At 70.7% G+C, this 23,665-nt stretch carries 24 protein-coding genes; 15 read left to right on the forward strand and 9 right to left on the reverse strand.

All coding sequences use genetic code 11. From position 1 onward, the window contains the following. Position 1 precedes the first annotated feature (1 nt). The 9 genes from QSK18_RS26885 to QSK18_RS26925 all read right to left on the reverse strand — a co-directional run bounded on the left by QSK18_RS26885 (position 2) and on the right by QSK18_RS26925 (position 8,035). Complete coding sequence (locus QSK18_RS26885) at positions 2-1,234, reverse strand: GGDEF domain-containing protein (protein ID WP_232814041.1); 1,233 nt, start codon at positions 1,232-1,234, stop codon at positions 2-4. A gap of 59 nt (positions 1,235-1,293) precedes the next feature. Further along, a complete protein-coding gene (locus QSK18_RS26890; protein WP_232814042.1) occupies positions 1,294-1,641 on the reverse strand; it encodes a metal-sulfur cluster assembly factor in 348 nt (115 codons plus the stop codon). Then, entirely contained in the window at positions 1,638-2,138 is a 501-nt protein-coding gene (gene sufU / locus QSK18_RS26895) for a Fe-S cluster assembly sulfur transfer protein SufU (RefSeq protein WP_285624695.1), read from the reverse strand. Before sufU ends, QSK18_RS26890 begins: the two co-directional genes overlap by 4 nt. Before the next feature lies 1 nt (position 2,139). Beyond that, positions 2,140-3,420: a cysteine desulfurase gene (locus QSK18_RS26900; RefSeq protein WP_285624697.1), complete on the reverse strand. Its 1,281-nt coding sequence runs from the start codon at positions 3,418-3,420 to the stop codon at positions 2,140-2,142. A 79-nt stretch (positions 3,421-3,499) separates the two neighbouring features. Further along, positions 3,500-4,258, reverse strand: coding sequence for a Fe-S cluster assembly ATPase SufC (gene sufC, locus QSK18_RS26905; protein WP_232814045.1), 759 nt, complete (start codon positions 4,256-4,258; stop codon positions 3,500-3,502). 6 nt (positions 4,259-4,264) lie between these two features. Continuing rightward, entirely contained in the window at positions 4,265-4,609 is a 345-nt protein-coding gene (locus QSK18_RS26910) for a non-heme iron oxygenase ferredoxin subunit (RefSeq protein WP_232814046.1), read from the reverse strand. Next, positions 4,606-5,778: a Fe-S cluster assembly protein SufD gene (sufD, locus tag QSK18_RS26915; RefSeq protein ID WP_285624710.1), complete on the reverse strand. Its 1,173-nt coding sequence runs from the start codon at positions 5,776-5,778 to the stop codon at positions 4,606-4,608. The genes QSK18_RS26910 and sufD overlap by 4 nt, the downstream gene beginning before the upstream one ends. A gap of 48 nt (positions 5,779-5,826) precedes the next feature. Continuing rightward, the gene (gene sufB / locus QSK18_RS26920) at positions 5,827-7,239 is read right to left on the reverse strand and encodes a Fe-S cluster assembly protein SufB (RefSeq protein ID WP_232814048.1); all 1,413 of its coding nucleotides are present in this window, start codon (positions 7,237-7,239) and stop codon (positions 5,827-5,829) included. Then, on the reverse strand, positions 7,217-8,035 hold the full coding sequence (locus tag QSK18_RS26925; RefSeq protein WP_285624722.1) for a helix-turn-helix transcriptional regulator: 819 nt from the start codon (positions 8,033-8,035) through the stop codon (positions 7,217-7,219). The genes sufB and QSK18_RS26925 overlap by 23 nt, the downstream gene beginning before the upstream one ends. A 209-nt stretch (positions 8,036-8,244) precedes the next feature. Between QSK18_RS26925 and QSK18_RS26930 the strand changes: the two genes are divergently transcribed. The 15 genes from QSK18_RS26930 (at position 8,245) to QSK18_RS27000 (ending at position 23,664) form a co-directional block, all read left to right on the forward strand. Continuing rightward, positions 8,245-9,246, forward strand: a complete 1,002-nt coding sequence (locus QSK18_RS26930) for an ABC transporter ATP-binding protein (protein WP_232814050.1) — start codon at positions 8,245-8,247, stop codon at positions 9,244-9,246. 11 nt (positions 9,247-9,257) lie between these two features. Next, a complete protein-coding gene (locus tag QSK18_RS26935; RefSeq protein ID WP_269810993.1) occupies positions 9,258-10,043 on the forward strand; it encodes an ABC transporter permease in 786 nt (261 codons plus the stop codon). Position 10,044: 1 nt separating this feature from the next. After that, positions 10,045-10,590, forward strand: a complete 546-nt coding sequence (locus QSK18_RS26940) for a flavoprotein (protein ID WP_285624727.1) — start codon at positions 10,045-10,047, stop codon at positions 10,588-10,590. A gap of 609 nt (positions 10,591-11,199) precedes the next feature. Continuing rightward, positions 11,200-12,873: an ABC transporter substrate-binding protein gene (locus QSK18_RS26945; protein ID WP_285624730.1), complete on the forward strand. Its 1,674-nt coding sequence runs from the start codon at positions 11,200-11,202 to the stop codon at positions 12,871-12,873. Beyond that, positions 12,866-13,702: an ABC transporter permease gene (locus QSK18_RS26950; RefSeq protein WP_232814054.1), complete on the forward strand. Its 837-nt coding sequence runs from the start codon at positions 12,866-12,868 to the stop codon at positions 13,700-13,702. The genes QSK18_RS26945 and QSK18_RS26950 overlap by 8 nt, the downstream gene beginning before the upstream one ends. After that, positions 13,699-14,796, forward strand: coding sequence for an ABC transporter permease (locus QSK18_RS26955; protein ID WP_285624743.1), 1,098 nt, complete (start codon positions 13,699-13,701; stop codon positions 14,794-14,796). Before QSK18_RS26950 ends, QSK18_RS26955 begins: the two co-directional genes overlap by 4 nt. A 1-nt stretch (position 14,797) precedes the next feature. Continuing rightward, positions 14,798-15,481, forward strand: coding sequence for an alpha/beta fold hydrolase (locus QSK18_RS26960; protein ID WP_285624746.1), 684 nt, complete (start codon positions 14,798-14,800; stop codon positions 15,479-15,481). Further along, positions 15,478-16,470: an ABC transporter ATP-binding protein gene (locus QSK18_RS26965; protein WP_285624749.1), complete on the forward strand. Its 993-nt coding sequence runs from the start codon at positions 15,478-15,480 to the stop codon at positions 16,468-16,470. Before QSK18_RS26960 ends, QSK18_RS26965 begins: the two co-directional genes overlap by 4 nt. Beyond that, positions 16,467-17,465 (forward strand): ABC transporter ATP-binding protein, encoded by a 999-nt coding sequence (locus QSK18_RS26970; RefSeq protein ID WP_285624752.1) that lies wholly within the window; start codon positions 16,467-16,469, stop codon positions 17,463-17,465. Before QSK18_RS26965 ends, QSK18_RS26970 begins: the two co-directional genes overlap by 4 nt. After that, positions 17,455-18,213, forward strand: a complete 759-nt coding sequence (locus tag QSK18_RS26975; protein WP_232814059.1) for an amidohydrolase family protein — start codon at positions 17,455-17,457, stop codon at positions 18,211-18,213. The genes QSK18_RS26970 and QSK18_RS26975 overlap by 11 nt, the downstream gene beginning before the upstream one ends. After that, positions 18,210-18,638 (forward strand): cytidine/deoxycytidylate deaminase family protein, encoded by a 429-nt coding sequence (locus QSK18_RS26980; RefSeq protein WP_232814060.1) that lies wholly within the window; start codon positions 18,210-18,212, stop codon positions 18,636-18,638. The genes QSK18_RS26975 and QSK18_RS26980 overlap by 4 nt, the downstream gene beginning before the upstream one ends. 13 nt (positions 18,639-18,651) lie before the next feature. Next, the gene (locus QSK18_RS26985; RefSeq protein ID WP_232814061.1) at positions 18,652-19,437 is read left to right on the forward strand and encodes a creatininase family protein; all 786 of its coding nucleotides are present in this window, start codon (positions 18,652-18,654) and stop codon (positions 19,435-19,437) included. A gap of 12 nt (positions 19,438-19,449) precedes the next feature. Further along, positions 19,450-20,079: a cyclase family protein gene (locus QSK18_RS26990; protein ID WP_232814062.1), complete on the forward strand. Its 630-nt coding sequence runs from the start codon at positions 19,450-19,452 to the stop codon at positions 20,077-20,079. 15 nt (positions 20,080-20,094) lie between these two features. Next, positions 20,095-21,786, forward strand: coding sequence for a gamma-glutamyltransferase (locus QSK18_RS26995; protein ID WP_285624760.1), 1,692 nt, complete (start codon positions 20,095-20,097; stop codon positions 21,784-21,786). A 291-nt stretch (positions 21,787-22,077) separates the two neighbouring features. Beyond that, positions 22,078-23,664 (forward strand): amidohydrolase, encoded by a 1,587-nt coding sequence (locus tag QSK18_RS27000; protein WP_285624763.1) that lies wholly within the window; start codon positions 22,078-22,080, stop codon positions 23,662-23,664. Position 23,665 lies beyond the last annotated feature (1 nt).

Below are 23,665 nucleotides of genomic sequence, written 5' to 3' on the forward strand. Positions count from 1 at the left end.
GTCAGGACTCGACACCCGGACGCGGCCGATTGAGGGTCTGGTCGAACTCACTGACCCGATTGCGGCCCTGCTGCTTGGCCCGGTACAGGGCCAGATCGGCGCGTTCGACCAGGTCCTCGCCGCTCAGCCCGGTCTCGTCGACCGCCACCCCGAGGCTGCCGGAGATGCTCACCGGGTTGCCGGACAGGCTGAACGGCACCTCCAGCACCTGCCGGATCCGCTCGGCCACAGCGGTCGGTACCTGGGCCCCACCGCCCCCGAAGTCGTGGGTCAGCACGACGAACTCGTCACCGCCGAGCCGGGCCAGCACGTCCGGGCTGCGCAGCACCGCCGTCACCCGGTCGGCCACCTGGCACAGCAGGTCGTCGCCGGCGCCGTGCCCCAGGCCGTCGTTGACCGCCTTGAACCGGTCCAGGTCGAAGTAGATCACCGCGACCGGGGTGGCGTTACGCCGGCCGTGCCGCATCGAGCGGTCGAGGTGGTCGAAGAAGAGGGTGCGGTTGGGCAGCTGGGTCAGCGGGTCGCGGGTGGCCTGCTGCCGCAGCTCGGTGTTGGCCTCGGACAGCTCCAGGTTGATCCGCTCCACCGCCTCCCGCTCGGCCCGCAGGTCGCTGGCCAGCACCGCGTTCTGGCGGGCGACCAGCTGGGCCCGGGCCACCTGCTGGTACATGTACCGGGCCAGCGAGAAGGCGGCCAGCAGGGTCAGCCCGTTCAGGGCGGCCACCCCGCTCTCGCCGTGGGCGACCAGCCCGAGGGTGGCGGTCAGCAGCGCCCCGAGGTGGAAGGAGAGCCACGGCAGCGGGGTGCCGGAGGCGAAGACCACGTTCGCGGCGACCGCCAGGGTGGTCGCCGCACACGACACCGAGACCACCGCGGGCTCGCCCGGGACCGGCGCGACGATCACCGGCAGCAGCCCCCAGCTCAGGCCGCCCGCGCCCTGCAGCACGACGAAGGCTCCCAGCCGGCTGCGGTAGGGGCGGCCCGGGCCGGCGACCAGCCAGCCGACCCCGAACACGTAGACGACCGCCGTCGCGACCGCCAGCACCGACCAGACCAGGCTCTGACGGGCCGAGGCCCCGCTCGCCCCCAGCACCACGAACACCACGGCGGTCACCGGCAGGCCGAGCAGACCGCTCAGCCGGGAGGCCTGGGCCGACTGGGCCAGGAGCTCCCGGCGGACGACGTCGTCGAGCACCGGGTTGGGTGCCACCACGAGCCGCCAGATGTCCTGCACCCAGGGTGTTTCGTCCGCCCGCCCGGCCTCATTGAGCCGGGCGGGGTACTACCGGCGGATCAGAGGTTGAAGCCCAGCGCCCGCAGCTGCTCGCGGCCGTCGTCGGTGATCTTGTCCGGGCCCCACGGCGGCATCCACACCCAGTTGATCGCCATGCCCTTGACCAGCGGGTCGAGCGCGGTCTGGGCCTGGTCCTCGATCACGTCGGTCAGCGGGCAGGCCGCCGACGTCAGGGTCATGTCGATGGTGGCGTGGTTGTGCTGGTCGATCGTGATGCCGTAGACCAGCCCGAGGTCGACCACGTTGATGCCGAGCTCGGGGTCGACGACGTCGCGCAGCGCCTCCTCGACGTCGGCCACGTCGGCCGGCCGGTCGGCCGGGTTCGTGTCCACTACCTGCTCGCTCATGACGCTTCCTTTGCTGTAGCGGTCGGGCTGTCCTGGCGGGAGGCCTCGATACGCAGCAACGCGTCCTCGAAGGCGGTCCATCCCAGGATCGCGCACTTGACGCGGTTGGCGTGCCGGCTCACCCCGGCGAAGGCCACGGCGTCGCCGAGCACCTCCTCGTCGGGGGTGCCCTCGCCGCGGCTGCGCAGCATCGCCCGGTAGTCGGCGAGGATGCTGCGGGCCTCGTCGACCGGCCTGCCCACGATCAGGTCGTGCATCACCGAGGTGGCGGCCTGGCTGATCGAGCAGCCCTCACCGGTCCAGGCCACCTCGTCGACGCGCTGCCCGCCGAGGGTCAGCTGCACGGTGACCTCGTCACCGCACAGCGGGTTGTACTGGTGGCTGCGCACGGTGCTGGCCGGGTCGAGAACGGCGTCGTCGGCCAGGTCGGTGCGCCCGTGCTTCTCCTTCGAGTGATCCAGGATCACCTGCTGGTAGAGGGCTTCGAGAGAGGACACGTCAGCTCCTGCCGAAGAATCCGCGGACGGTGCCGAGCGCCTGCACGAAGCGCTCCACGTCGGCGTCGGTGGTGTAGAGATAGGCGCTGGCCCGGGTGGAGGCGTTGACCCCGAACCGCCGGTGCACCGGCTGGGCGCAGTGGTGGCCGACCCGCACCGCGACCCCGGCCGCGTCGAGCACCTGGCCGACGTCGTGCGGGTGCACGCCCTCGACCTCGAAGGCCACGGTGGCGGTGCGGTCGGCGGCGTCGGCCGGGCCGATCACCCGTACGCCCTCGACCCCGGCCAGGCCGTCGAGCATGAGCTGGGCCAACTGGTGCTCGCGGGCCGCGATCCGCTCCATGCCCACGTTGCTCAGGTAGTCGACCGCGGCGCGCAGCGCGACCGCCTGCGCCACCGGCGGGGTACCGGCCTCGAAGCGCTGGGGCGGCTCACGGAAGGTGGTGCTCTGCATCGTCACCCGCTCGACCATCGACCCGCCGGTGAGCACCGGGGGCAGGGCCTCGAGCAGTTCGGGACGGGCGGCCAGGCCACCGATCCCGGTCGGGCCGAGCATCTTGTGGCCGGAGAACACGGCCGCGTCGACGCCCAGCTCGGTCAGGTTCACCGGAAGGTGCGGCACCGACTGGCAGGCGTCGAGCACGGTGAGGGCGCCGACGGCGCGGGCCCGGGCCGCCAGCTCGGCCACCGGGGTGACCGTCCCGAGAACGTTGGAGGCGTGCGCGAAGGCGACCACCTTCGTCCTTGAGTTGATCAGTTCGTCGATGTCCGACAGGTCGAGCCGGCCGTCGTCGGTGAGCGGGATCCAGCGCAGGGTGGCGCCGGAGCGGGCCGCGGCCCGCTGCCAGGGCACCAGGTTGGCGTGGTGCTCCAGCTCGGTGACCAGGATCTCGTCACCCGGCCTCAGCGCGTACCGGCCGGCCTCGGGGTCGGTCAGCGCGAAGGCCAGCAGGTTCAGGCCCTCGGTGGCGTTGCGCAGCCAGACCAGGCCCTCGGTGGGCACGCCGACGAATCCGGCGACCCGCTCCCGAGCGTCCTCGAAGGCGTCGGTGGCCTCGCCGGCCAGGGTGTGGGCGCCCCGATGGACAGCGGCGTAGGAGGTGGTGGCGAAGTCGTACTCGGCCTGCAGCACCTGCTTCGGGCGCTGCGAGGTGGCACCGGAGTCGAGGTAGACCAGCTGCGCGCCGTCCGCCACCGTGCGGTGGAGGATCGGGAAGTCCGCGCGGATCGCCTCTACCTCGGCCGCGGCCAGGGGCTGGGCCTCGGTGTGCGTGAGGGTCACGTCGGATCCTTAGTGTTCAGATCGAAATTGGGGACGTCCGTGCGCGAGGCGCGCACGGACGTCCACCATCGGTTGTTGCTCAGACGGACGCGCTGGTCCAGCGGTCGTACCCGTTCGCCTCGAGCTCGTCGGCCAGCTCGGGACCGCCTTCGGCGGCCACCTTGCCGTCGACGAACACGTGCACGAAGTCCGGCTTGATGTAGCGCAGGATCCGCGTGTAGTGCGTGATCAGCAGGACGCCGACCTCGCTGTTCTCACGCACCCGGTTGACGCCCTCGGAGACCACCTTGAGCGCGTCCACGTCGAGGCCCGAGTCGGTCTCGTCGAGCACCGCGAACTTCGGCTTCAGCAGCTCCATCTGGAGGATCTCGTGGCGCTTCTTCTCACCGCCGGAGAAGCCCAGGTTGACGTCGCGCTCGGCGAACTCCGGGTCCATCTTCAGGTCGTCCATCGCGCTCTTGACGTCCTTGACCCAGTGCCGCAGGCTCGGCGCCTTGCCGTCGATCGCGGTCTTGGCCGTGCGCAGGAAGTTCGACACGGTGACACCGGCCACCTCGACCGGGTACTGCATGGCCAGGAACAGGCCGGCCCGGGCGCGCTCGTCCACGCTCATCTCGAGCAGGTCCTCGCCGTCGAGCGTGACCGTGCCGGAGGTGATCGTGTACTTCGGGTGCCCGGCGATGGAGTACGCCAGGGTGGACTTGCCGGAGCCGTTCGGGCCCATGATCGCGTGCGTCTGCCCGGAGGCGATGGTCAGGTCCACGCCGCGCAGGATCTCCTTGGGGCCCTGCTCGGTCTCGACACTGACGTGCAGGTCGCGGATTTCCAGTGTGGCCATGACGGTTCAGTTCTCCTTGGCAGTTTCAGCGTTCACAATGACGTCGGTGTCGACGTACACGTCGTCCCCCTCGACCGAGACGGCGTACACGTCCACCGGGGTGATGGCGGGCAGTGCGGTGGGCTTGCCGGTGCGCAGGTCGAAGGCCGAGCCGTGGAGCCAGCACTCGATGGTGCAGTCCTCGACCATGCCCTCGGAGAGCGAGACGGCGGCGTGCGTGCACAGGTCGGCGACCGCGTGCACGTCGCCGTTGGCCTGGCGGGCCAGCGCGACGAGCTCGCCACCGACCCGCACCTGCACGGCCTCGCCCGGGGTGAGGTCGTTCAGTGACGCGACGCGCTCGCGGGTCACTTGCTGTCCTCGGTGACCGCGCTGATCGCGGCCTCGGGCTCGCCGCCCAGCTCGGCCTCGATCGCGGTGAGCAGGCGCTCCTGCAGGTCGGGGACGCCGATCTTGTGGATCAGCTCGGCGAAGAAGCCGCGCACCACCAGGCGGCGGGCCTCCTCCTCCGGGATACCGCGGGCCTGCAGGTAGAACAGCTGCTCGTCGTCGAACCGGCCGGTGGTGCTGGCGTGCCCGGCGCCTACGATCTCGCCGGTCTCGATCTCCAGGTTCGGCACCGAGTCGGCCCGGGTGCCGTCGGTCAGCACCAGGTTCCGGTTCATCTCGTAGGTGTCGGTGCCCTCGGCCGAGGCGCGGATGAGCACGTCACCGATCCAGACCGTGTGCGCGCCCTCGCCCTGCAGCGCGCCCTTGTAGACCACGTTGCTGCGGCACTTGGGGGCGCTGTGGTCGACGAAGAGCCGGTGCTCGTGGTGCTGCCCGGCGTCGGCGATGTAGAGGCCGGCCATCTCGGCGTCGCCGCCCGGGCCGGTGTACTCCACGTTCTCGACGAAGCGGACCAGGTCGCCGCCCAGGGTGACCTGGGTGGAGGCGATCGTCGCGTCCTTGCCCAGGCGCACGTTGACGTGCTGGGCGTGGACCGCGTCCCGGTCCCAGCCCTGCACGCCCACCAGCGTGAGCCTGGCGCCGTCGCCGACGAGCACCGACAGCACGCCGGAGTAGCGGGCGCTGCCGCTGTGCTCGATCACGATCTGCGCGCGGGAGTTGGCGCCGACGTCGAGAACGACGTGGCCCCAGACGATCTTGTCGCTGTCGTCACCGTGCAGCTTGATCACGACCGGCCGGTCGAGCTCGGCGTTCTGCTTCACCCGGACGACGACGGCGCCGTCCTTGGCGTTCTGCAGGGCCAGCGCACCGACCCGGTCGAACACCTTGGGCAGGGTGCGCAGGAACGGGCCGCCGGCGCCGACGGTGGTCAGCTCGACGCCCTCGGGCAGGTCGGTGGTCCAGGTCAGGTGGCCGTCGGAGGGCTGGTCCTCGAGCAGGCCGCGCAGCCGGTCCAGCGGGGTGAACCGCCACTCCTCCTCGCGCCCGGTCGGCGTCGGGAAGTCCGCGACGTCGAAGCTCGAGCGGTGCAGCTCGACCGGTCCGCCTTCGATCGTGTAAGTCTCAGTCATGGCTCTCTACTTGTGGTTTGAGGGTGGGGCAGGCGGGGCAGGGCGGACCTAGCCGACCGCGCCCTCCATCTGCAGCTCGATCAGGCGGTTCAGCTCGAGCGCGTACTCCATCGGCAGCTCCCGGGCGATCGGCTCGACGAAACCGCGCACGATCATCGCCATCGCCTCCTCCTCGGTCATGCCGCGCGACATCAGGTAGAACAGCTGGTCCTCGCTCACCTTCGAGACCGTGGCCTCGTGACCCATCGCGACGTCGTCCTCGCGGACGTCCACGTAGGGGTAGGTGTCGGAACGGCTGATCGTGTCGACCAGCAGCGCGTCGCAGCGCACGGTGCTGGCCGAGTGGTGCGAGCCCTCGAGCACCTGGATCAGGCCGCGGTAGGAGGTCCGGCCACCGCCGCGGGCCACCGACTTCGACACGATGCTCGAGGAGGTGTGGGGGGCGGCGTGCACCATCTTGGCGCCGGCGTCCTGGTGCTGGCCCTCACCGGCGAACGCGATCGACAGCGTCTCGCCCTTGGCGTGCTCGCCGAGCAGGTAGATGGCCGGGTACTTCATGGTGACCTTGGAGCCGATGTTGCCGTCGACCCACTCCATGGTGGCGCCCTCGGCCGCGGTGGCCCGCTTGGTGACTAGGTTGTACACGTTGTTCGACCAGTTCTGGATGGTCGTGTACCGGACCCGGGCGTCCTTCTTGACCACGATCTCGACCACGGCCGAGTGCAGCGAGTCGGAGCTGTAGATCGGCGCCGTGCAGCCCTCGACGTAGTGCACGTACGAGCCCTCGTCGGCGATGATCAGGGTGCGCTCGAACTGGCCCATGTTCTCGGTGTTGATCCGGAAGTAGGCCTGCAGCGGGATCTCGACGTGGACGCCCTTGGGCACGTAGATGAACGAGCCGCCGGACCAGACCGCGGTGTTCAGCGAGGCGAACTTGTTGTCGCCCACCGGGATCACCGTGCCGAAGTACTCCTGGAAGAGCTCCGGGTACTCGCGCAGGCCGGTGTCGGTGTCGACGAAGATGACGCCCTGCTTCTCGAGCTCCTCGTTGATCTGGTGGTAGACCACCTCGGACTCGTACTGGGCGGCGACGCCGGCGACCAGGCGCTGCTTCTCGGCCTCCGGGATCCCCAGCTTGTCGTAGGTGTTCTTGATGTCCTCGGGCAGGTCGTCCCAGGAGGTGGCCTGCTTCTCGGTGGAGCGCACGAAGTACTTGATGTTGTCGAAGTCGATGCCCGACAGGTCGGAGCCCCAGCTCGGCATGGGCTTCTTGCCGAACAGCTTCAGGCCCTTGAGACGCTGGTTCAGCATCCACTCCGGCTCGTTCTTCTTGGCCGAGATGTCGCGCACCACGGCCTCGGAAAGGCCACGCTGCGCGGCAGCTCCGGCGACGTCGGAGTCGGCCCAGCCGAACTCGTAGTTACCGAGGCCCTCGAGTTCAGGATGCGAAACGGTGCTCATCGGCTGCGTTCTCCTCGCAAGATGTGACGTCCGGCTCGACGTGTGCTGGCGGCCGGCTGGTCGCGGTGCTGGTGTTCGGGTTCTGGCTGAGCTTGGAGGTGACCGCGCTCAGAGGGATGTGGGTGGTGCAGACGTGCTCGCCGTGCGCCAGCGTGGCCAGACGCTGCACGTGGACCCCCAGAAGACTGGAGAACGCGTGCGTCTCGGCCTCGCACAGCTGCGGGAACTGCGCCGCGACCTGCTGCACCGGGCAGTGCCCCTGGCAGAGCTGCTTGCCGGTGACCTGGGTCTCGCCCCGCCGGCCCCGCTCCTCCACGGAGCGGACGCTGGCGGCGTACCCGTCGGTGCTGAGGGCCTGGGCCAGGGCCCCGGCCCGGTGGAGCGGATCGGCCCCGGCGGCCTCGACGGCCGGCCGGTACCGCTGGGCCAGCCGCTCGGCCCGCACGGTGGCGAACTCGCGCACCGCCTCGGGCCCGGCCGTCTCGGCCAGGAACTCCAGCAGGTGGACGGCCAGGTCGTCGTAGGCGGTCGACATGGCCGAGTGGCCGGTGTCGGTGAGCACGAACAGGCGGGCCGGACGGCCCCGGCGCCGCGGAGCTCCCTCCGGCGGGTCCCAGGTGCAGACCAGGCCCTGTTCGGTCAGGGTGTCGAGATGACGGCGCACCGCCGCGGGCGTCAGCCCCAGCGTGCCCGCCAGATCACTTGCGGTGACCGGACCGTGATGGAGGATCTCGCGGGAGACCCGGTCACGGGTCCCCCGGTCCTCCGTCCGATCGTCCAGATCAGTCTCCGCCATTTCCACCACATCAGTGTGACGTTATTCGGCGCCCGGCTCAAGCCGATCCGCCGGGGCAGGCGCTCACCAGTTCTGTCTGGTGCGTCACGGAAGGTAAACCTAACTACCACCGTCCCGGAACCCGTGCCGCACAAGGAAACCACGAATTGCCGGGCCCGCCGTGCGGGGCCGGAGCCACCGCGTCCGGCGCTCTTCCCTATGGTGGAGGTGTGCCAGGTTCTCCAGCGTCATCCTCGGGCAGCACCGGGGCCAACGGTGCCGCCGTCGAGGTGAGCGCCCTGGTGAAGCGTTACGGGACGAAGGTCGCCGTCGACGGCGCCTCGTTCACCGCCGCCGCCGGAGCGGTCACCGCCGTCCTCGGGCTCAACGGCGCCGGCAAGACCAGCACCATCGAGTGCTGTGAGGGGCTGCGCCGGCCCGACGGGGGCAGCGTGCGCGTGCTGGGCCGCGACCCGGTCACCGACGGTGCCTGGCTGCGCCCCCGGGTCGGCGTGATGCTGCAGGACGGCGGCATGCCCCAGGCCGCCCGGGCCGGCGACGTCCTCGAACTGGCCGCCGCGATGTACGCCCGGCCGCACCCGGTGAAGGACCTGGTCGAGACCCTCGACCTGGGTTCCCGGCTGCGTACCCCGGTGCGCCGCCTCTCCGGCGGCGAGCGTCAGCGCCTGGCCCTGGCGGTGGCCCTGGTCGGCCGCCCCGACGTGGCCTTCCTCGACGAGCCCACCGCCGGTCTCGACCCGCAGGCCCGGATCGCGGTCTGGGAGCTGATCGGCCGGTTACGCCGTTCGGGGGTGGCCGTGGTCCTGACCACGCACCTGCTCGACGAGGCGGAGCGGCTGGCCGACCACGTGGTGCTGATGGCCGAGGGCCGGGTGGTCGCCGCGGGCACGCCGGGCGAACTCACCGGCGGAACCGAACGCACCCTGAGTTTCGGGGCGCCGGCCGGTCTGGACCTGACCGAACTGGCCCCCCTGCTGTCCGCCGGGATCGCTGCCACCGAGGTGCGGCCCGGTCACTACGTGGTCGCGAACCGCACCCCTGAGGCCCATCTGCTCCCCGGCGACGTGGCCGCCACCACCGCGTGGTGCGCCCGGCTGGGGATCATGCCCGAGGGTCTGGTGCTCGGCCGGAGGAGTCTGGAAGACGTGTTCCTGGAGATCGCCGCCCGCCGCTCCGGCGCCGCACAGGTCGTAGGGGTGGTCGGGGCGTGAGTGCTCTGGAGATGACGGTGCCCGGTTCCCAGACGGCGCTCAGCGGCGACGGTGACGAGCGCGCGGCCCCGCCGCTGCGCCGGGTGCTGGCCCAGGCCCGGTTCGACGCCCTGGCCATGCTCCGCAACGGTGAGCAGCTCCTGCTCACCGTGATCCTGCCGTTGTTCGTGCTGGCCGGCCTGGCCCGCAGCGGAGTGGTCGACCTGGGCGAGGGCCGCCGCATCGACCTGGCCACCCCGGGTGTGCTGGCGCTGGCCCTGATCTCGACCTCGTTCACCGGCCAGGCGATCAGCACCGGCTTCGACCGCCGGGCCGGCCTGCTGCGTCTGCTGGGCACCACTCCCCTGGGCCGCTCCGGGCTGATCGCCGGCCGCCTCGGCGCGGTGGCCGCGGTCTCGGCGATCCAGGTGGTCCTGCTCGGTGCGGTCGGCCTGGCCCTGGGCTGGCACCCGGCCGCCTCCGGCCTGCTGCCCGCCCTGCTGGTCGGGGTGCTGGGCTCGGCCGCGTTCGTCAGCCTGGGCCTGCTGCTGGCCGGGACCCTGCGCGCCGAGGCCGTCCTGGCCGCGGCCAACCTGATCTGGGTGCTGCTGCTGGCCGGCGGCGGCGTGGTGCTGGCCGCCGACCAGCTCGGGCCGCTGGGCGACGTGGTGCGCTGGCTGCCCTCCGGTGCGCTCGGCGACGGCCTGCGCGTGGCCCTGACCGACGGAACCTGGCCCTGGGCCGACCTTCTGATCCTCTCCGCCTGGACCGCCGCGGGCACTGCGGCCACGATCCGCTGGTTCCGCTGGGACAGCTGACGTGCCCGTCCTGAGCCTGATCGCCTGCGCCGCCGGGGGTCTGGCCGGACTCCGCCCCGGCCTGGTCGAACCCCTGGCCGAGGCGGGCTGGCAGGTCGCGATCACACTGACCCCCACGGCCGGCACCTGGCTCTCGGAAGACGGCGAGGCCGAGGCACTGGCCGAGCTCACCGGCCTGCCGGTGCGCTGGACCTCCCGCCGCCCCGGCCAACCCCGCCCCCACCCCGAGCCGGATGTCTGTGCGGTGGTCCCGGCAACCGCGAACGCCGTGGCCAAGCTGGCCCTGGGCATCAGCGACAACCAGGCCATGACCGCGGCCAACGAAATGATCGGCCGCCCCGACGTGCCGGTGCTGCTGTTCCCCTGCATCAACCTCGCCCACACCCGCCACCCCGCCTGGCCCGGTCACATCGCCGCCCTACGCGCGGCCGACGTGCACCTGCTGACCGGCGAACATTGGTGGCCCCTCACTTCCCCCCGCCAGGAACCCGGCCTCCCCTGGGCCCGCATCCTCACCGAGATACAGACCGCCCTACCCCGCCGCTGACCTACCCCTGCGATCCGGAACGGGTCGGGGCCCAGCGATAGGCAAGTCACGGGCCACCTCTCATCGAGACCCAGCGGCAAGGCCGGAACGATCTACGGCCTACACCTCAACAAAGTGTCGCTATAAGGCTCTTTATTCATACCTAGGCGCCTGAACAATCAATCAAAAGCCTGTTATCACGTAGAGGCATGCGTTCACGAGTGCCAGGTTCGTACCCACTCGTGGCGCCAGGTGCACCCCGCCGGTACGCACCGCCTCACGGGCCACCGGCGTTCACCCCGGGTCGACGCAGACCAGTGCGGCAGCACGGTCGGGACGCTCCCGCCTCGACCCACACCCAGACCAACCGCGAATCAGCTCCCGACTACCCCGGCGGGCACCCACCAGCCCCGAGCCCCGAGCCCCGAGCCCCGAGCCCCGAGCCCCGACGCCACCCCTAACAGCCCAAGGCTGGCGCACCAGAAGCACCACCCAACCCTCCGCGGCCTCGCAGATCACTCTAGACGCGACCTCCTATTCAGGATACGTTCCCTTCCTAGATGGATCCAATCTGCGTCGATTGCTATCCAGGCTGTCCCCTGCCGACCTGCCCGTCTCGTAGGAGCTCTCATGCCGCGACCCGCCAGCGCCGCACCCCAGCCGTCCTCCGGATCCACCCCCGAAGACGTCTCGCGAAGGACCATGCTCCGTGGAGCCGGCCTTCTCGGGATGGGCCTGACCTTCGGCCTCAGCGGCCTGCTCTCGGCCTGCGGCGTGGCCGCGGGCGACGACACCGCCGAGGCCGGCGAGAACCGGACCGGGGGCACGCTCACGCTCGCCGTCGACGGCACCAGCGCGGTGAACGACCCGGCGTTCTACACCACCCTCGGCGACTGGATGGCGGTCGACTGCATCTGCCGCGGCCTCACCTTCATCGACTTCGAGAGCAACGAGCCGCAGCCGGACCTGGCCGAGTCCTGGGAGGTCTCGGACGACCAGCTCACCTACACCTTCAAGCTCCGCAGCGGGGTGAAGTTCCACGACGGAACCGATTTCACCTCCGCCGACGTGCTCGCCAGCCTCGGCCGGCAGTTCGACGAGAACGACAAGACCCTCCCCGAGGGCTCCTCCCGCCCGCTGCGCAGCCTCGGCGACAACGTCAAGTCGCTGACCGCCCCCGACGATCTCACCGTCCAGATCGTGCTCGGCGTGCCGGACCGGATGATGCTCTCAGACCTGTCCGACATCGGTGGCCGGATCATCTCCAAAGCCGCTCTGGACAAGGCCGGTTCGGACATCGGCAAGGCGCTGGTCGGCACCGGACCGTTCAAGTTCGTCTCGGCCACCCCCGGCCAGTCGGTCGTGCTCGAGGCGTTCGACGGCTTCCGGCTCGGCCGCCCGCCGATCGACCGGCTCGTCCTGCAGCAGGTCACCGATCCCTCCACGATCGTGAACTCGCTGATCTCGGGCGACATCTCGGCCACCCAGTTCACCCCTTACTCCTCGCTGCAGTCGCTGGAGAAGAACGACGCGGTCACCGTGCAGGACACCACCATGGGCTTCGACGCGATCATGCTGATCGACGCCCGCCGGATCACCGAGCTGGAGGTCCGCCAGGCGATCAACCTGGCGGTCAACCGGGAGGCCATCGTCTCCCAGGCGTTCTTCGGAAAGGCCCAGCTGCCGGAGGGTTACACCATCCCGCCCTCGCAGGACGGCTACGACCCGAGCCTGGCCGACCTCAGCGCCTACGACCCGGCGAAGGCCAAGCAGCTGATCGAGCAGGCCGGCGCCACCGGGCGCACCGTGCACCTGATGGCGGCCAGCGACAGCTGGCACCCCAAGGCCCAGCAGATCGTCGAGCAGAACCTCACCGACATCGGGCTGAAGGTCGAGGTCACCTCGGTCGACCCGGCCACCTACTTCGGGCGGGTCACCGATCCCGAGGACGACGCGCACGACCTGATGATCTGGGAGCGCAACTCCTACGTCCCCGACCCGGACAACATGGTCGGCTCGATGGCCAGCCCGTCCGGCGTCTACGGCGACTACGCCACCGGCATGGTCACCCTGAAGGGCGCCGACAAGTTCGCCGACGAGTTGTTCGCGGCCAAGAACCTCGAGGTCGGCGACGAGCGCACGGCCACCTACAGCGACATCCAGCGCCGCTGGGCCGAGCAGTACATGACGCTGGTGATGCTCGCCTACTCCACCAACCCGGTGGTCAGCGGCGCGAACGTGCAGGGCATCAGCCCCAACGCGCTGGGCAACCACCGGTGCTTCATGGAGAAGGCGAGTGTCTGACCTGCTGAGGAACCGCCGGATCGCCACGAACTGGCTGTCGATGCTGTCGTGGCTGATCCTGGCGTTCTTCGTCCTCGTCGCGCTGTTCGGCCCGTTGCTGGTCAGCGCCGACCCGGTGCGCCAGAGCAGCGACCCGTTGCTGCCGATCGGCAGCGGCGGGCACCTGCTGGGCACCGACGACCTGGGCCGTGACGTGCTGGCCCGGCTGGTGCACGGCTCCCGGCCGCTGCTCACCGTGGCCGTGCTGGCCACCGCCCTGGCCACGCTGATCGGCCTGCTGGTGGGGGTGGCCGCCGGGTACTTCGGCGGTCTGGTCGACCAGGCCGTGATGCGCACGGTCGACCTGGCCCTGGCCTTCCCGTCGATCCTGCTGATCATCCTGCTGGTGGCCGGCGCCGGGGCCGGCCCGACCACGCTGGTGATCGGCATCGGGGTCTCGCTGGCGCCGGGGCTGGCCCGGCTGGCCCGGGCGCTGAGCGCGCGGGAGGCGGCCCGCGACTACGTGCTGGCGTCGAAGCTGGGCGGCAGCCGGGGCCCACGGATCATGCTGCAGGAGATCCTGCCGAACATCGCCGGGCCGATGATGGCGCAGGTGGTCATGACCCTCTCGATCGCCGCCGGGTTCGCGGCCGGTCTTTCCTACCTCGGGCTGGGCATCCCGCCGAGCACCCCCGACTGGGGAAACATGGTGCAGGCCGGGCAGGAGTTCGTGCTCACCACCCCGTCGCTGACCGTGCTGCCCGCCACCGCCACCCTGATCTTCGTGGTCGCCTGCAACTTCGCCGGTGACGACCTGCGCGACGCGCTCGACCCCCGGGGGCTCACGTGACCATCGCTCCAGTCTCCCGGGTTTCGGCCAAGCAGCCCGGTAAACGCCTGCAGCGGGCCACCACCGGCTTGCCTCGGATGATCGCGCTGCGCCTGCTCACGGTACCTCTGGTGCTGTGGGCGCTGGCCACCCTGGTCTTCGTGGCCCTGCGGCTGCTGCCCGGATCGCCCGCCAAATCCCTGGCTGCGGGCGGCGCCTCGGACCAGACCGCGGCGCAGATCACCGCCAACGCCGAGGAGATCACCCGCAACCTGGGTCTGGACAAGTCGCTGCCCGAGCAGTACCTGATCTATCTGAAAGACCTGCTGAGCGGCGACTTCGGCGAGTCCTACTTCGGTGGCAACGACGTGCTCGGCCTGATCGGCAACGCGCTGCCGGCCACGATCGAGCTGACCGTGGCGGCCATGCTGATCGCGGTCGCGATCGGCGGCGTCACCGGGTTGTGGGCGGCGCTGCGCAAGGACACCTGGGTGGACACCGCCACCCGGGCCGCCGCCACCGTCACCTTCAGCCTGCCCTGGTTCGCCCTGGGCGTGCTCGGCATCGTGGTGTTCGGCGTGTGGCTGGGCTGGCTGCCGGTGATCGGCCGGGTGCCCAACCGCCTGGAGTACGACCCGTTCACCAACTTCGTCCTGCTCGACGCGATCCTGCAGGACCGGCCCGAGCTGATCTGGCCGTGGGTGCAGCACCTGATCCTGCCCGCCTCCACCCTGGCCCTGTCCACCGCGGGTTTCATCACCCGGATCGTGCGGGCCAGCGTGCTGGAGGTACTCGGCGACGACTTCGTGCGCACCGCGCAGATGAAGGGCCTGGACGAGCAGCAGGTGGTGCGCCGGCACGTGCTGCGCAACTCCGCACTGCCGATCATCACCGTGCTCGGCCTCCAGTTCGGCACTCTGCTGGGCGGTTCCACGGTCACCGAGACCGTCTTCTCCTACCCCGGCGTGGGCGTGCTGCTGGTCGACGCGGTGCTGCAGCGCGACTACCCGGTCGTGCAGGGCGCCGCCCTCGCGATCGCCCTCCTGTTCACTTTGGTCAATGCGGCCGTGGACGTCCTGTACCTGGTGCTGGACCCGCGGCTTGGAGAGAGCTGAGATGGAAATCGTTCTCGTGCACGGCGCCGGCGGTACCCCCACCACCTGGACCCTGGTGCTTCCAATGGTGGACGAACGTGGGCACGCGGTCACGGCGGTCACCAATCCGATGACCTCCCTTGAGGACGACATCGCCACCACCACGGCGTGGATCGACGAAAACACCACCGAAGACGTCCTTCTGGTCGGCCACTCCTACGGCGGGGCGGTGATCACCGGAGCCGGCCACCACCCGAGGGTCAAAGGTCTGGTCTACGTGGCGGCCTGGGCGCCGGACGAGGGCGAGTCGATCCAGGACATCCTGGTGAACTATCCCGAAGCACCGGTGAGCAAGCACATGGGCCGCGGGCCGAACGGCGAGTGGTTCTCCCAACGCACGCCGGAGTACTACGCGGAGATCGCCTGGGACCTGCCGGAAGAGCGCCGTACGGTCTGGGACGGCGAGTCCCGCAAGAGCTCCAACCTGATCTTCGAGCAGAAGTCCGCCTCCCCCGCCTGGCGGGCGAAGCCGGCCTGGTACCTGGTCGCCGCCCAGGACAAGACCCTTCGGGTGGACACCCAGCGCGACATGGCGGCACGGATCGGCGGCCCCACCTACGACGTGGACGGCAGCCACTTCGTGCCGCAGGTCAGCCCGGGCCGGGTCGCCGACCTGATCGACGAGGCCGCGGAAGCGCTCTCGTGAGCGCCGTTCTCAGCATCCGCGACCTCAGGGTCGAGTTCGACGTACCGGCCGGCCGGCTGCCCGCGGTGAACGGGGTGAGCCTCGACCTGCAGGCCGGCGAACTGCTGGCGCTGGTCGGCGAGTCCGGCTCGGGCAAGTCCGCCCTGACCATGGGCCTGACCGGGCTCAACCGCGGCCCACGCACCCACATCTCGGGCACCGCCGACTACCAGGGCACCGACCTGGTCGCGGCGAACACCCGACAGCTGCAGAAGATTCGCGGGGCCGGTATCGCCGTGGTGTTCCAGGACGCGCTGGCCGCCCTGAACCCGGTGCAGCGGGTGGGCCGGCAGGTGGCCGAGATGATCCGGCAGCACCAGGACATCAGCAAGGCCGACGCCGCCCGCAAGGCCGAGGACCTGCTCCGGGACGTGGGTATCGCCAACCCGGCCCAGAGCGCCCGGGCCTACCCGCACCAGCTCTCCGGGGGCATGCGCCAGCGCGTGATGATCGCCATCGCGCTGGCCAACGACCCGGGGGTGCTGATCGCCGACGAGCCCACCACCGCCCTCGACGTGACCATCCAGGCCCAGGTGCTGGCCCTGCTGAAGCGGATGCAGTCCGAGCACGGCAGCGCGATCGTGCTGATCACCCACGACCTGGGCGTGGTGGCCGAGGTGGCCGACCGGATCGCGGTGATGTACGCGGGGCGGATCGTCGAGATCGGCACCCGCGACGAGGTGCTGGGCAACCCGCAGCACCCGTACACGATCGGTCTGCTCAACTCCATGCCGCGGATCGAGGGCCCCCGGCCGAAGCGGCTCAGGGCCATCCCCGGCAGCCCGCTCACCGGTGTGAACCGGCCCGAGGGCTGCGCTTTCGCCCCGCGTTGCCCGCAGGCCGAAGACGGCTGCACCCAGCGGCCGGAACTGGAGCAGCGGCACGGCGAACCGGGTCACCTGGACGCCTGCCTGCGCAACGACGAGGCCCGGAAGGCCGGTGCGGCATGAGCACCCCGCTGCTGAAGCTGACCGGCCTGCGGGTCGAGTACACCCGCCCGGGCGGCCGCCGGGTGCGGGCCGTGCGCGACGTCGACCTGGAGATCGCCGAGGGTGAGACCCTCGGCCTGGTCGGCGAGTCCGGCTGCGGAAAGTCCAGTCTCGGCCGGGCCGTGCTGCGGGCGATCGAGCCCCAGGCCGGGCGGATCGACTTCCTCGGGCTGGACATCACCCACCTGCGCGGGGCCGCGCTGCGCCGGGTCTGGGCCGACCTGCAGATGATCTTCCAGGACCCGTTCGGCTCGCTCAACCCGCGCCGGAAGATCGTCGACATCATCGCCGAGCCGGTGATGCGGGCTCGCGGCGCCACCCGCGCCGAGGCCGAGGACCGCGCCGGCGAACTGCTCGACCTGGTCGGCCTGGGCCGCGAGGCCGGGCACCGCCGCCCGCGGGAGTTCTCCGGCGGTCAGCGACAGCGCATCGCCATCGCCCGGGCCCTGGCCCCCTCGCCCCGGTTCGTGGTGGCCGACGAGCCGGTCTCCGCCCTCGACGTCTCGATCCAGGCCCAGGTGGTCAACCTGCTCGCCGACCTGACCGAGGAGAGCCGGCTGACCTGCCTGTTCATCTCGCACGACCTGGGCGCGGTGCGGCAGCTGGCCGACCGGGTGGCGGTGATGTACCTGGGGCAGATCATCGAGGTCGCCGAGCGCGACGCGTTCTTCGCCGGCCCGGCGCACCCCTACAGCAGTGCCCTGCTGGCCTCGGTGCCCCGGGTCACGGCCAAGGCCGAATCCCGGCCGGCCCAGTTGCCGGGCGACCCGCCGGACCCGGCCGACCCGCCCAGCGGGTGCCTGTTCTCCACCCGCTGCCCCAAGGTCACCGACCTGTGCCGCACCGAGCAACCGGTGCTGCGGGAACTCGAGCCGGGACGAAGCGTCCGTTGTCATTTTCCGCTAGCCACAGCAGGTCTGGAAACCAGCAAGGAGCACGCCCACAGTGATCATTGATGCCTACAACACCACCCAGGACGTCCGGGGCCGCTCCGACTACCTGACCGGCGCCCGGCCGGGCGAGAAGCCCCCGGCCCACGTGCCCTTCGACCCGCAGCGGATCCTGACCCGGATGGACGCCGCCGGGGTGGACATGGCGATGGTGTGCTCGCTGGCCCAGCGCATCGAGAACGACTTCCTGATCGGCATGGTCGCCGAGTTCCCCGACCGGTTCATCGGTTTCGGCCAGGTGATGCCCCAGGCCGACAACGCCCTGGAGGAGATCGAGCGGTTCGCCGCGGCCGGCCTGAAGGGCCTGAAGCTGCACCCGAGCATGCACGGCTACCACGTGGCCGACCACGGCCTGCTCGACCCGGTCTTCGAGAAGTGCGCCGAGCTGGGCCTCCCGGTGCTGATCAACGCGCTCGACGACGCGTTCTGCGCCCCGCTGGCGATCGAGGAGATCGCCAAGGACCACCCGGGCGTGCCCACGATCATCGCGCACATGGGCGCGGTCTGGAACGTGCCCGAGGCGATCATCGTGGCCGAGCGCCAGCCGCACGTGTACCTGGAGACCTCGGCCACCCTGATGAGCGACGTGAAGCGGGCCTACGCCCGGCTCGGCGCCGAGAAGATCCTGCTGGGCAGCGAGTGGCCGGGTTCGGACTTCGACCTGGAGCGGATGAAGATCGCCAAGGCGATCCCCGACGAGGCCGACCGGGCCCTGGTCGAGGGCGGCAACTTCGCGAAGATCCTCGGTCTGTGATCACCCGCCTGGTGGCCCCTTCGGCCATGTCCGCGGCCGACGTCGAACTGCTCGAACGGGCCCAGGACGTCCTGGGCCGGGTCTGGGTGGACGGTCGCCACGAAGTCGCCACGGCTTTGCGGACGAGCGACGGCGCCATCCACACCGGCGTACACGTGGAGGGTTCCTGCCGACGTAGTTCGATCTGCGCTGAGGGGGTGGCCATGGGGACGGCCGTGGGCGCGGGCGTGCTGTCTATCGAGGCCGTGGTGTCGGTCCAGATCAAACCCGCCGACCGGTTCCGAGTCATCGCCCCCTGCGGGGTGTGCCGGGAACTGATCAGCGACTACTGCCCCGACGCGCGGGTCTGGGTGACCGCGGGCGAAGAGATCAAGGCTTACGCCGCGCTCGATCTCCTGCCGGAGAAGAGCAGACGCAAATGGTGAATGGAGGACGTTCGTGAGCGACTTGGGTGGCTCGGGTGGCACTGGCAGCCCGGTGCGTTGGGAACAACAGACCTGGCCGGAAGCCGGCGAGGTGGTGAAACGCACCGACGCCGTGATCATCCCGGTGGGGGCGATCGAGCAACACGGCCCGCACCTGCCCCTGGCCGTGGACACGCTGATCTGCCAGGCCGTGGCCGAGGGGGTCTCGGCCCTCACCGGCGTCCCGGTGCTCCCGCCGGTCACCTACGGGGTCTCCGGTTCGCACGGCGACTTCCCCGGCACGGTGGCGCTGCGCCCCGAGACGCTGATCGCGGTGATGGAAGACCTGATCGACTCGCTGTACGCCTCGGGCGTACGACAGTTCGTTCTGCTGAACGGGCACATCTGGAACAACGGTTCGCTCGACGTGACCGCTGAGAAGCTGCGGGTGCGGCACAAGGACGCCCGGGTGCGGGCGCTGGGCTACGTGACCATGTACCCCGGCCCCGAAGTGAACGGCCGGGTGCAGTTCGGCCGGGGCCTGATGCACGCCAACTTCTTCGAGACCTCGGTGATGCTGCACCTGCACCCCGAACTGGTGCACATGGAGAGGGCCACTTCCCACGTGGACGTGGACTCGTTCTGGGACTACCGGATGGACCAGGTCAGCGACACCGGCGTGTGGGGCCGCGAGGTGGCCGAGGCCGACCCCGACCATGGCAAGACCGAGTTCGAACGGTGCGTACGCACCACCGCCGAGGCGGTGGCCAAGGCCGTGGCCGAGTCCTGGCCCGACCCCACGCACCGCCCCAGCGTCTAGGAAGGAACCCGCATGAAGATCTACGACATCACCCTGCCCATCCACCCGAAGATGCTGCACTGGGGCCGCAAGCCCGAGGTCGAGGTGGTCGAGTCGGTGGCGAACGGCGACGCCAGCAACGTGACTCGCTGGCGCATCGGCGCTCACACCGGCACCCACGTGGACGCGCCCGCGCACTTCGTCGACGGTGCCACCCCGATCGACAAGGTCTCGCTCTACTCCCTGGTGGGCCCGTGCATCGTGGCGGACCTGACGCACGTGGAAGGCGAGGTGCTGCCCGAGCACTTGGAGGCCGCCGGGGTGGCCGGGCACAAGCGCGTCCTGCTGAAGACCACCAACTCGGCCGGCCCGCTCAAGCAGACCGAGCGCGCCGAGACCTGGGTGGGCGTGGGCCCGGAGGCGGCCAAGTGGCTGGTGGCCAACGAGGTCGAGCTGATCGGCACCGACTACATGACCCTGGAGCACCACACCCGCACCGACACCTGGGACTCCCACCACGTGCTGCTCAACGCGAACGTGCTGATCCTGGAGAACGCCGACCTGGACGAGGTGGCCCCCGGGGAGTACGAGTTGGTGTGTCTGCCGGCCAAGCTGGTCGACGCCGACGGCTCGTTCACCCGGGCCATCCTGATCGAGCGCTGAGGTAAGGAAACCGAGATGACTGGTGTAGCGATCGCGGCCCCCCACTCCGACGCGGTCACCGCCGCCGAGGCCGTGGTGAGCAAGGGGGGTGGGGCGGTAGACGCGGCGATCGCCGCCGCTGCCGCCCTGACCGTGGCCTACCCGCACCAGTGCTCGATCGGCGGTGACCTGATCGCGCTCTTCCGCTCCCCCGACGGCGAGGTCCGCGCCGTGCTCTCGGCCGGGGCGGCAGCCGCCGGATTCGACGTGACGGCGGTTGCCGGGCTGGACCGGATGCCGCCCGGTGGGCCACTGGCCATCACCGTTCCGGGCGTGGTGGCGGGCTGGGCCCGACTGGCCGAACTGGGCGCCCGCCTGCCGCTGGGCGATCTGCTCCAGCCCGCGATCGGGCTTGCCCGCGACGGCGTGGCCGTGAGCCCCGGCCTGGCTCGGGGTACACACGACCGCCTCGCCGTGGTCCGCCAGGATCCCGGCCTGTCGGCGCTGGTACTCGACGAGGCGGGCGAACCGCTCCCCGTCGGCGCGACGCTGCGGCAGCCGGTTCTGGCCGCCACGCTCACCGAAGTCGCCGGAGACTGGAAGTCGTTCTACACCGGACCTCTGTCGCAACGCGTAGCCGCGGCCCTGGAGAAGTTCGGCAGCCCCCTGCGGGCATCCGATCTGGCGGCGCACGAACCCGAGGTCTGCGAACCACTTTCAACAACTAAGGACGGGGTGGTCTGGTCAGTCGCTCCCCCACCCAGTCAGGGGGCGGCTCTGCTGGCAGTGCTCGCGGCTGCCCCCGCAGAACGACTGGCCGCCGCACGCGAGGCAGAACTACGTAGGGACGCTCTCCTCGGCGATCCGGCCATGGGCCCGATCGATGTGGCTGGGTTGCTCGGAGCAGCCTCCCGGTCGGTCGAGGCTCTTCCCACCGGCCCGAAACCGGCCGGGGACACGGTCGCCGTGACCGCCGTGGCCGAGGACGGCAGCGCGGTCACGCTGATCCAGAGCGTGTTCCAGACCTTCGGCTCCGGCCTGCTCGACCCGGGCACCGGCATCGTGTTCCACAACCGCGGCTCGGCCTTCAGCATCGACCCGGACCACCCCGGCCGGGTCCGGCCCGGAGCCCGCCCACCGCACACGCTGTGCCCGGTGATCGCAGTGTCGGACGAGAGCGTGCTCTCGCTGGGCTGTCAGGGCGGCCGGGCCCAGGCGTGGATCCTGTCGCAGGTGGCCGAGGACGCGATGGTGGCGCCGGACCTACGGGCCGTACTCGACCGCCCGAGGTGGGTCATCGGCTCCCGGGACATCGACATGCCCCGCCCCACCCTGCTCCTGGAGCCTGGGGTGCCCACAGCAGACGCCCTGGAGGCAGCCGCCGACAGCCTGGGGCTCGACGTGGTGACCTCAGAGACCAAGCGCGACGACGCCGGCCACGTCCAGGCCTGCAGACTGGATCGGCGCCCCCGACCGGACACCCTGCTGGACGCGGCGCTGGACGCGGCGCCGGACGGGGCGCTGAATGCGGCGCTGGATGGGGCGCTGGATGCGGTGCCACGCCCCGGCGGCCAGACGGGACCGGATAGCCACGCCGAACCGGGTAGCCAAACCCAACCCGGTAGGGAGGCTGAGCCGGCCCAACCGAGTCAGTCGAAGGCAGGAAAACTCTTGGCCGCAGCCGACCCGCGCGCAGACGGACTGGGTGCCGTCTTCACCGCGAACTGAGGCCCGCCTCGCCGGGAACACCGATAACTGCCACGGCTCCACTCACCACCAAACCACCGTCCCGCCATCGCAGACCCGATCGCGCCGCCGTCCAGATCACCTCCGGCCCGAACCCAAGAAGCACCGCGCCACCAGAGCCGCCCACACCATCACAGCGGCCCGCACCAGACTGCCCACCCGACACCGACACCGCCGCTCCCGCACATCAACACGGCCCACCCACAACCCAACACATCAAACGGCGAGTACCGAGCCCTGATCCGGACCGCCCCTCGGCCATGAGTGGACCCCATGCCTGACACCCTCATCACCGGCACGATCCACACCCTCGCCCCGCTCGCCAGTGGCATCCCTCCCGTGGTCGAGGCCATCGGCCTGCGCGACGGCCGGATCGTGAACTGGGGCTCCCCCGGCTGGGTTCGGGCCGATCTGGGTGGCCGGGTGAGCGAAGTCGACCTTCCGGGAACAACGGTACCCGGCTTCACCGACAGTCATGTGCATGTGCTCTGGGCCGGGCGGCGGGCCGATCGGTGCGATCTGACCGGCGTCCGCAGTGTTGCTGAAATCGGCCAGCGCCTCAGTGAATACGGTCAGCAGCATGCGGGCTGGATCGAGGCGGATGCCGAGTTCGAAGCCATCGACCTGAGCGAGCGGCGCCTGCCTGACCGCCACGACCTCGACCGGGCCTGCCCCGGGCGTCACGTGGTGCTCGACCGCAAGGGGCACGACGCGATCGTCAGTACTGCGGTGCTACAGGCAGCCGGGATCGACGCAACCACGGCTGACCCACCTGGCGGGCGGATCGAGCGGGACGCCGACGGCTCGCCGACCGGGCTGCTGATCGAGCATCCGGCCGTCGATCTGGCCCGGAAGGTTCAGCCCGAGCCGGATCTGGCCACCCGGCAGCGCTGGATCGAATTAGGGCAGGCCGAGCTCCTCAGTCTGGGCATCACCACGGCGATGGATCCGGCGGTCAGCCTGGCCGAACTCCCGGCCTGGGTGGCCGCGGCCCGCAACAACCGGCTTCGGCAGCGGGCGGTGGTGATGCCGCGGGGTGACGACGCGATCGGCCCTGACAAGATTGCCGATGCGATCAAGAACCTGGATGCGTTCGATCAAGAATGGCTGCGGATCGGTCCGACCAAGCTGTTCCTGGACGGCGGGGGTTCGCTGGGTACGGCCTGGCGTTCCACCCCGTGGCCCGGAACCGACGGCTACCACGGCAATCAGAGCATCACGCTGGAAACGCTGCGGGCGCACTGCGCGGCGGAGGTGAACGGGCGCGGGGTGGGGGTGCACGCCGTGGGCGACGCCGCGATCGACGCGGTGCTGGACACCCTCGAGGTACTGAACTGGACCGGCGATCAGCCTTACCGCGGCACCGGTTTTCACATCATCCACGGCTATCTCTCCCCGGGCCGGGCCGCGCTGGAGCGGGCCGCCCGTCTCGGCGTGGCGGTCTCGGCCCATCCGGCGCTGCAGTGGAGCTTCGGCACCGCGCTGATCGACCGGCTCGGAGAGGCCGAGGCCGCCGCGGCCAACCCGCTGCGCGCCTGGCTGGACGCCAACGTGCTGGTCGGCGGCGGCAGCGACGGGCCGGGCCCGCCGATGTCCCCGCTGTTCGGCATGTGGCAGGCCCGCACTCGCCGGGTTCGTGACCGGGCCGAGGCTCTCGGCCCCGAGCAGGCCGTCGACGCCGCCGAGGCCCTGGCCCTGTTCACCTCGGGTGCCGCCGCGGTCACCGGCTCGGCCACCCACCTGTTCCGCGGCGGCCCAGCCGATCTCGTGACCCTCGACGTGAACCCGCTCTTCTGTGAACCCGACGCACTGCTCGAGGCGAGCGTCCAGGCCACGGTGGTGGCGGGCGTCCTCAATTAGA

The organism is Kineosporia sp. NBRC 101677 (genome assembly GCF_030269265.1).
GTDB classification, from domain to species: domain Bacteria; phylum Actinomycetota; class Actinomycetes; order Actinomycetales; family Kineosporiaceae; genus Kineosporia; species Kineosporia rhizophila.

Coding starts and splice junctions, on each gene's coding strand:
- QSK18_RS26890 (WP_232814042.1), bottom strand. CDS start 1,641: ATGAGCGAGCAGGTAGTGGACACGAACCCGGCCGACCGGCCGGCCGAC.
- sufC (WP_232814045.1), bottom strand. CDS start 4,258: ATGGCCACACTGGAAATCCGCGACCTGCACGTCAGTGTCGAGACCGAG.
- sufD (WP_285624710.1), bottom strand. CDS start 5,778: ATGACTGAGACTTACACGATCGAAGGCGGACCGGTCGAGCTGCACCGC.
- sufB (WP_232814048.1), bottom strand. CDS start 7,239: ATGAGCACCGTTTCGCATCCTGAACTCGAGGGCCTCGGTAACTACGAG.
- QSK18_RS26925 (WP_285624722.1), bottom strand. CDS start 8,035: ATGGCGGAGACTGATCTGGACGATCGGACGGAGGACCGGGGGACCCGT.
- QSK18_RS26935 (WP_269810993.1), top strand. CDS start 9,258: ATGACGGTGCCCGGTTCCCAGACGGCGCTCAGCGGCGACGGTGACGAG.
- QSK18_RS26945 (WP_285624730.1), top strand. CDS start 11,200: ATGCCGCGACCCGCCAGCGCCGCACCCCAGCCGTCCTCCGGATCCACC.
- QSK18_RS26960 (WP_285624746.1), top strand. CDS start 14,798: ATGGAAATCGTTCTCGTGCACGGCGCCGGCGGTACCCCCACCACCTGG.
- QSK18_RS26970 (WP_285624752.1), top strand. CDS start 16,467: ATGAGCACCCCGCTGCTGAAGCTGACCGGCCTGCGGGTCGAGTACACC.
- QSK18_RS26990 (WP_232814062.1), top strand. CDS start 19,450: ATGAAGATCTACGACATCACCCTGCCCATCCACCCGAAGATGCTGCAC.
- QSK18_RS26995 (WP_285624760.1), top strand. CDS start 20,095: ATGACTGGTGTAGCGATCGCGGCCCCCCACTCCGACGCGGTCACCGCC.
- QSK18_RS27000 (WP_285624763.1), top strand. CDS start 22,078: ATGCCTGACACCCTCATCACCGGCACGATCCACACCCTCGCCCCGCTC.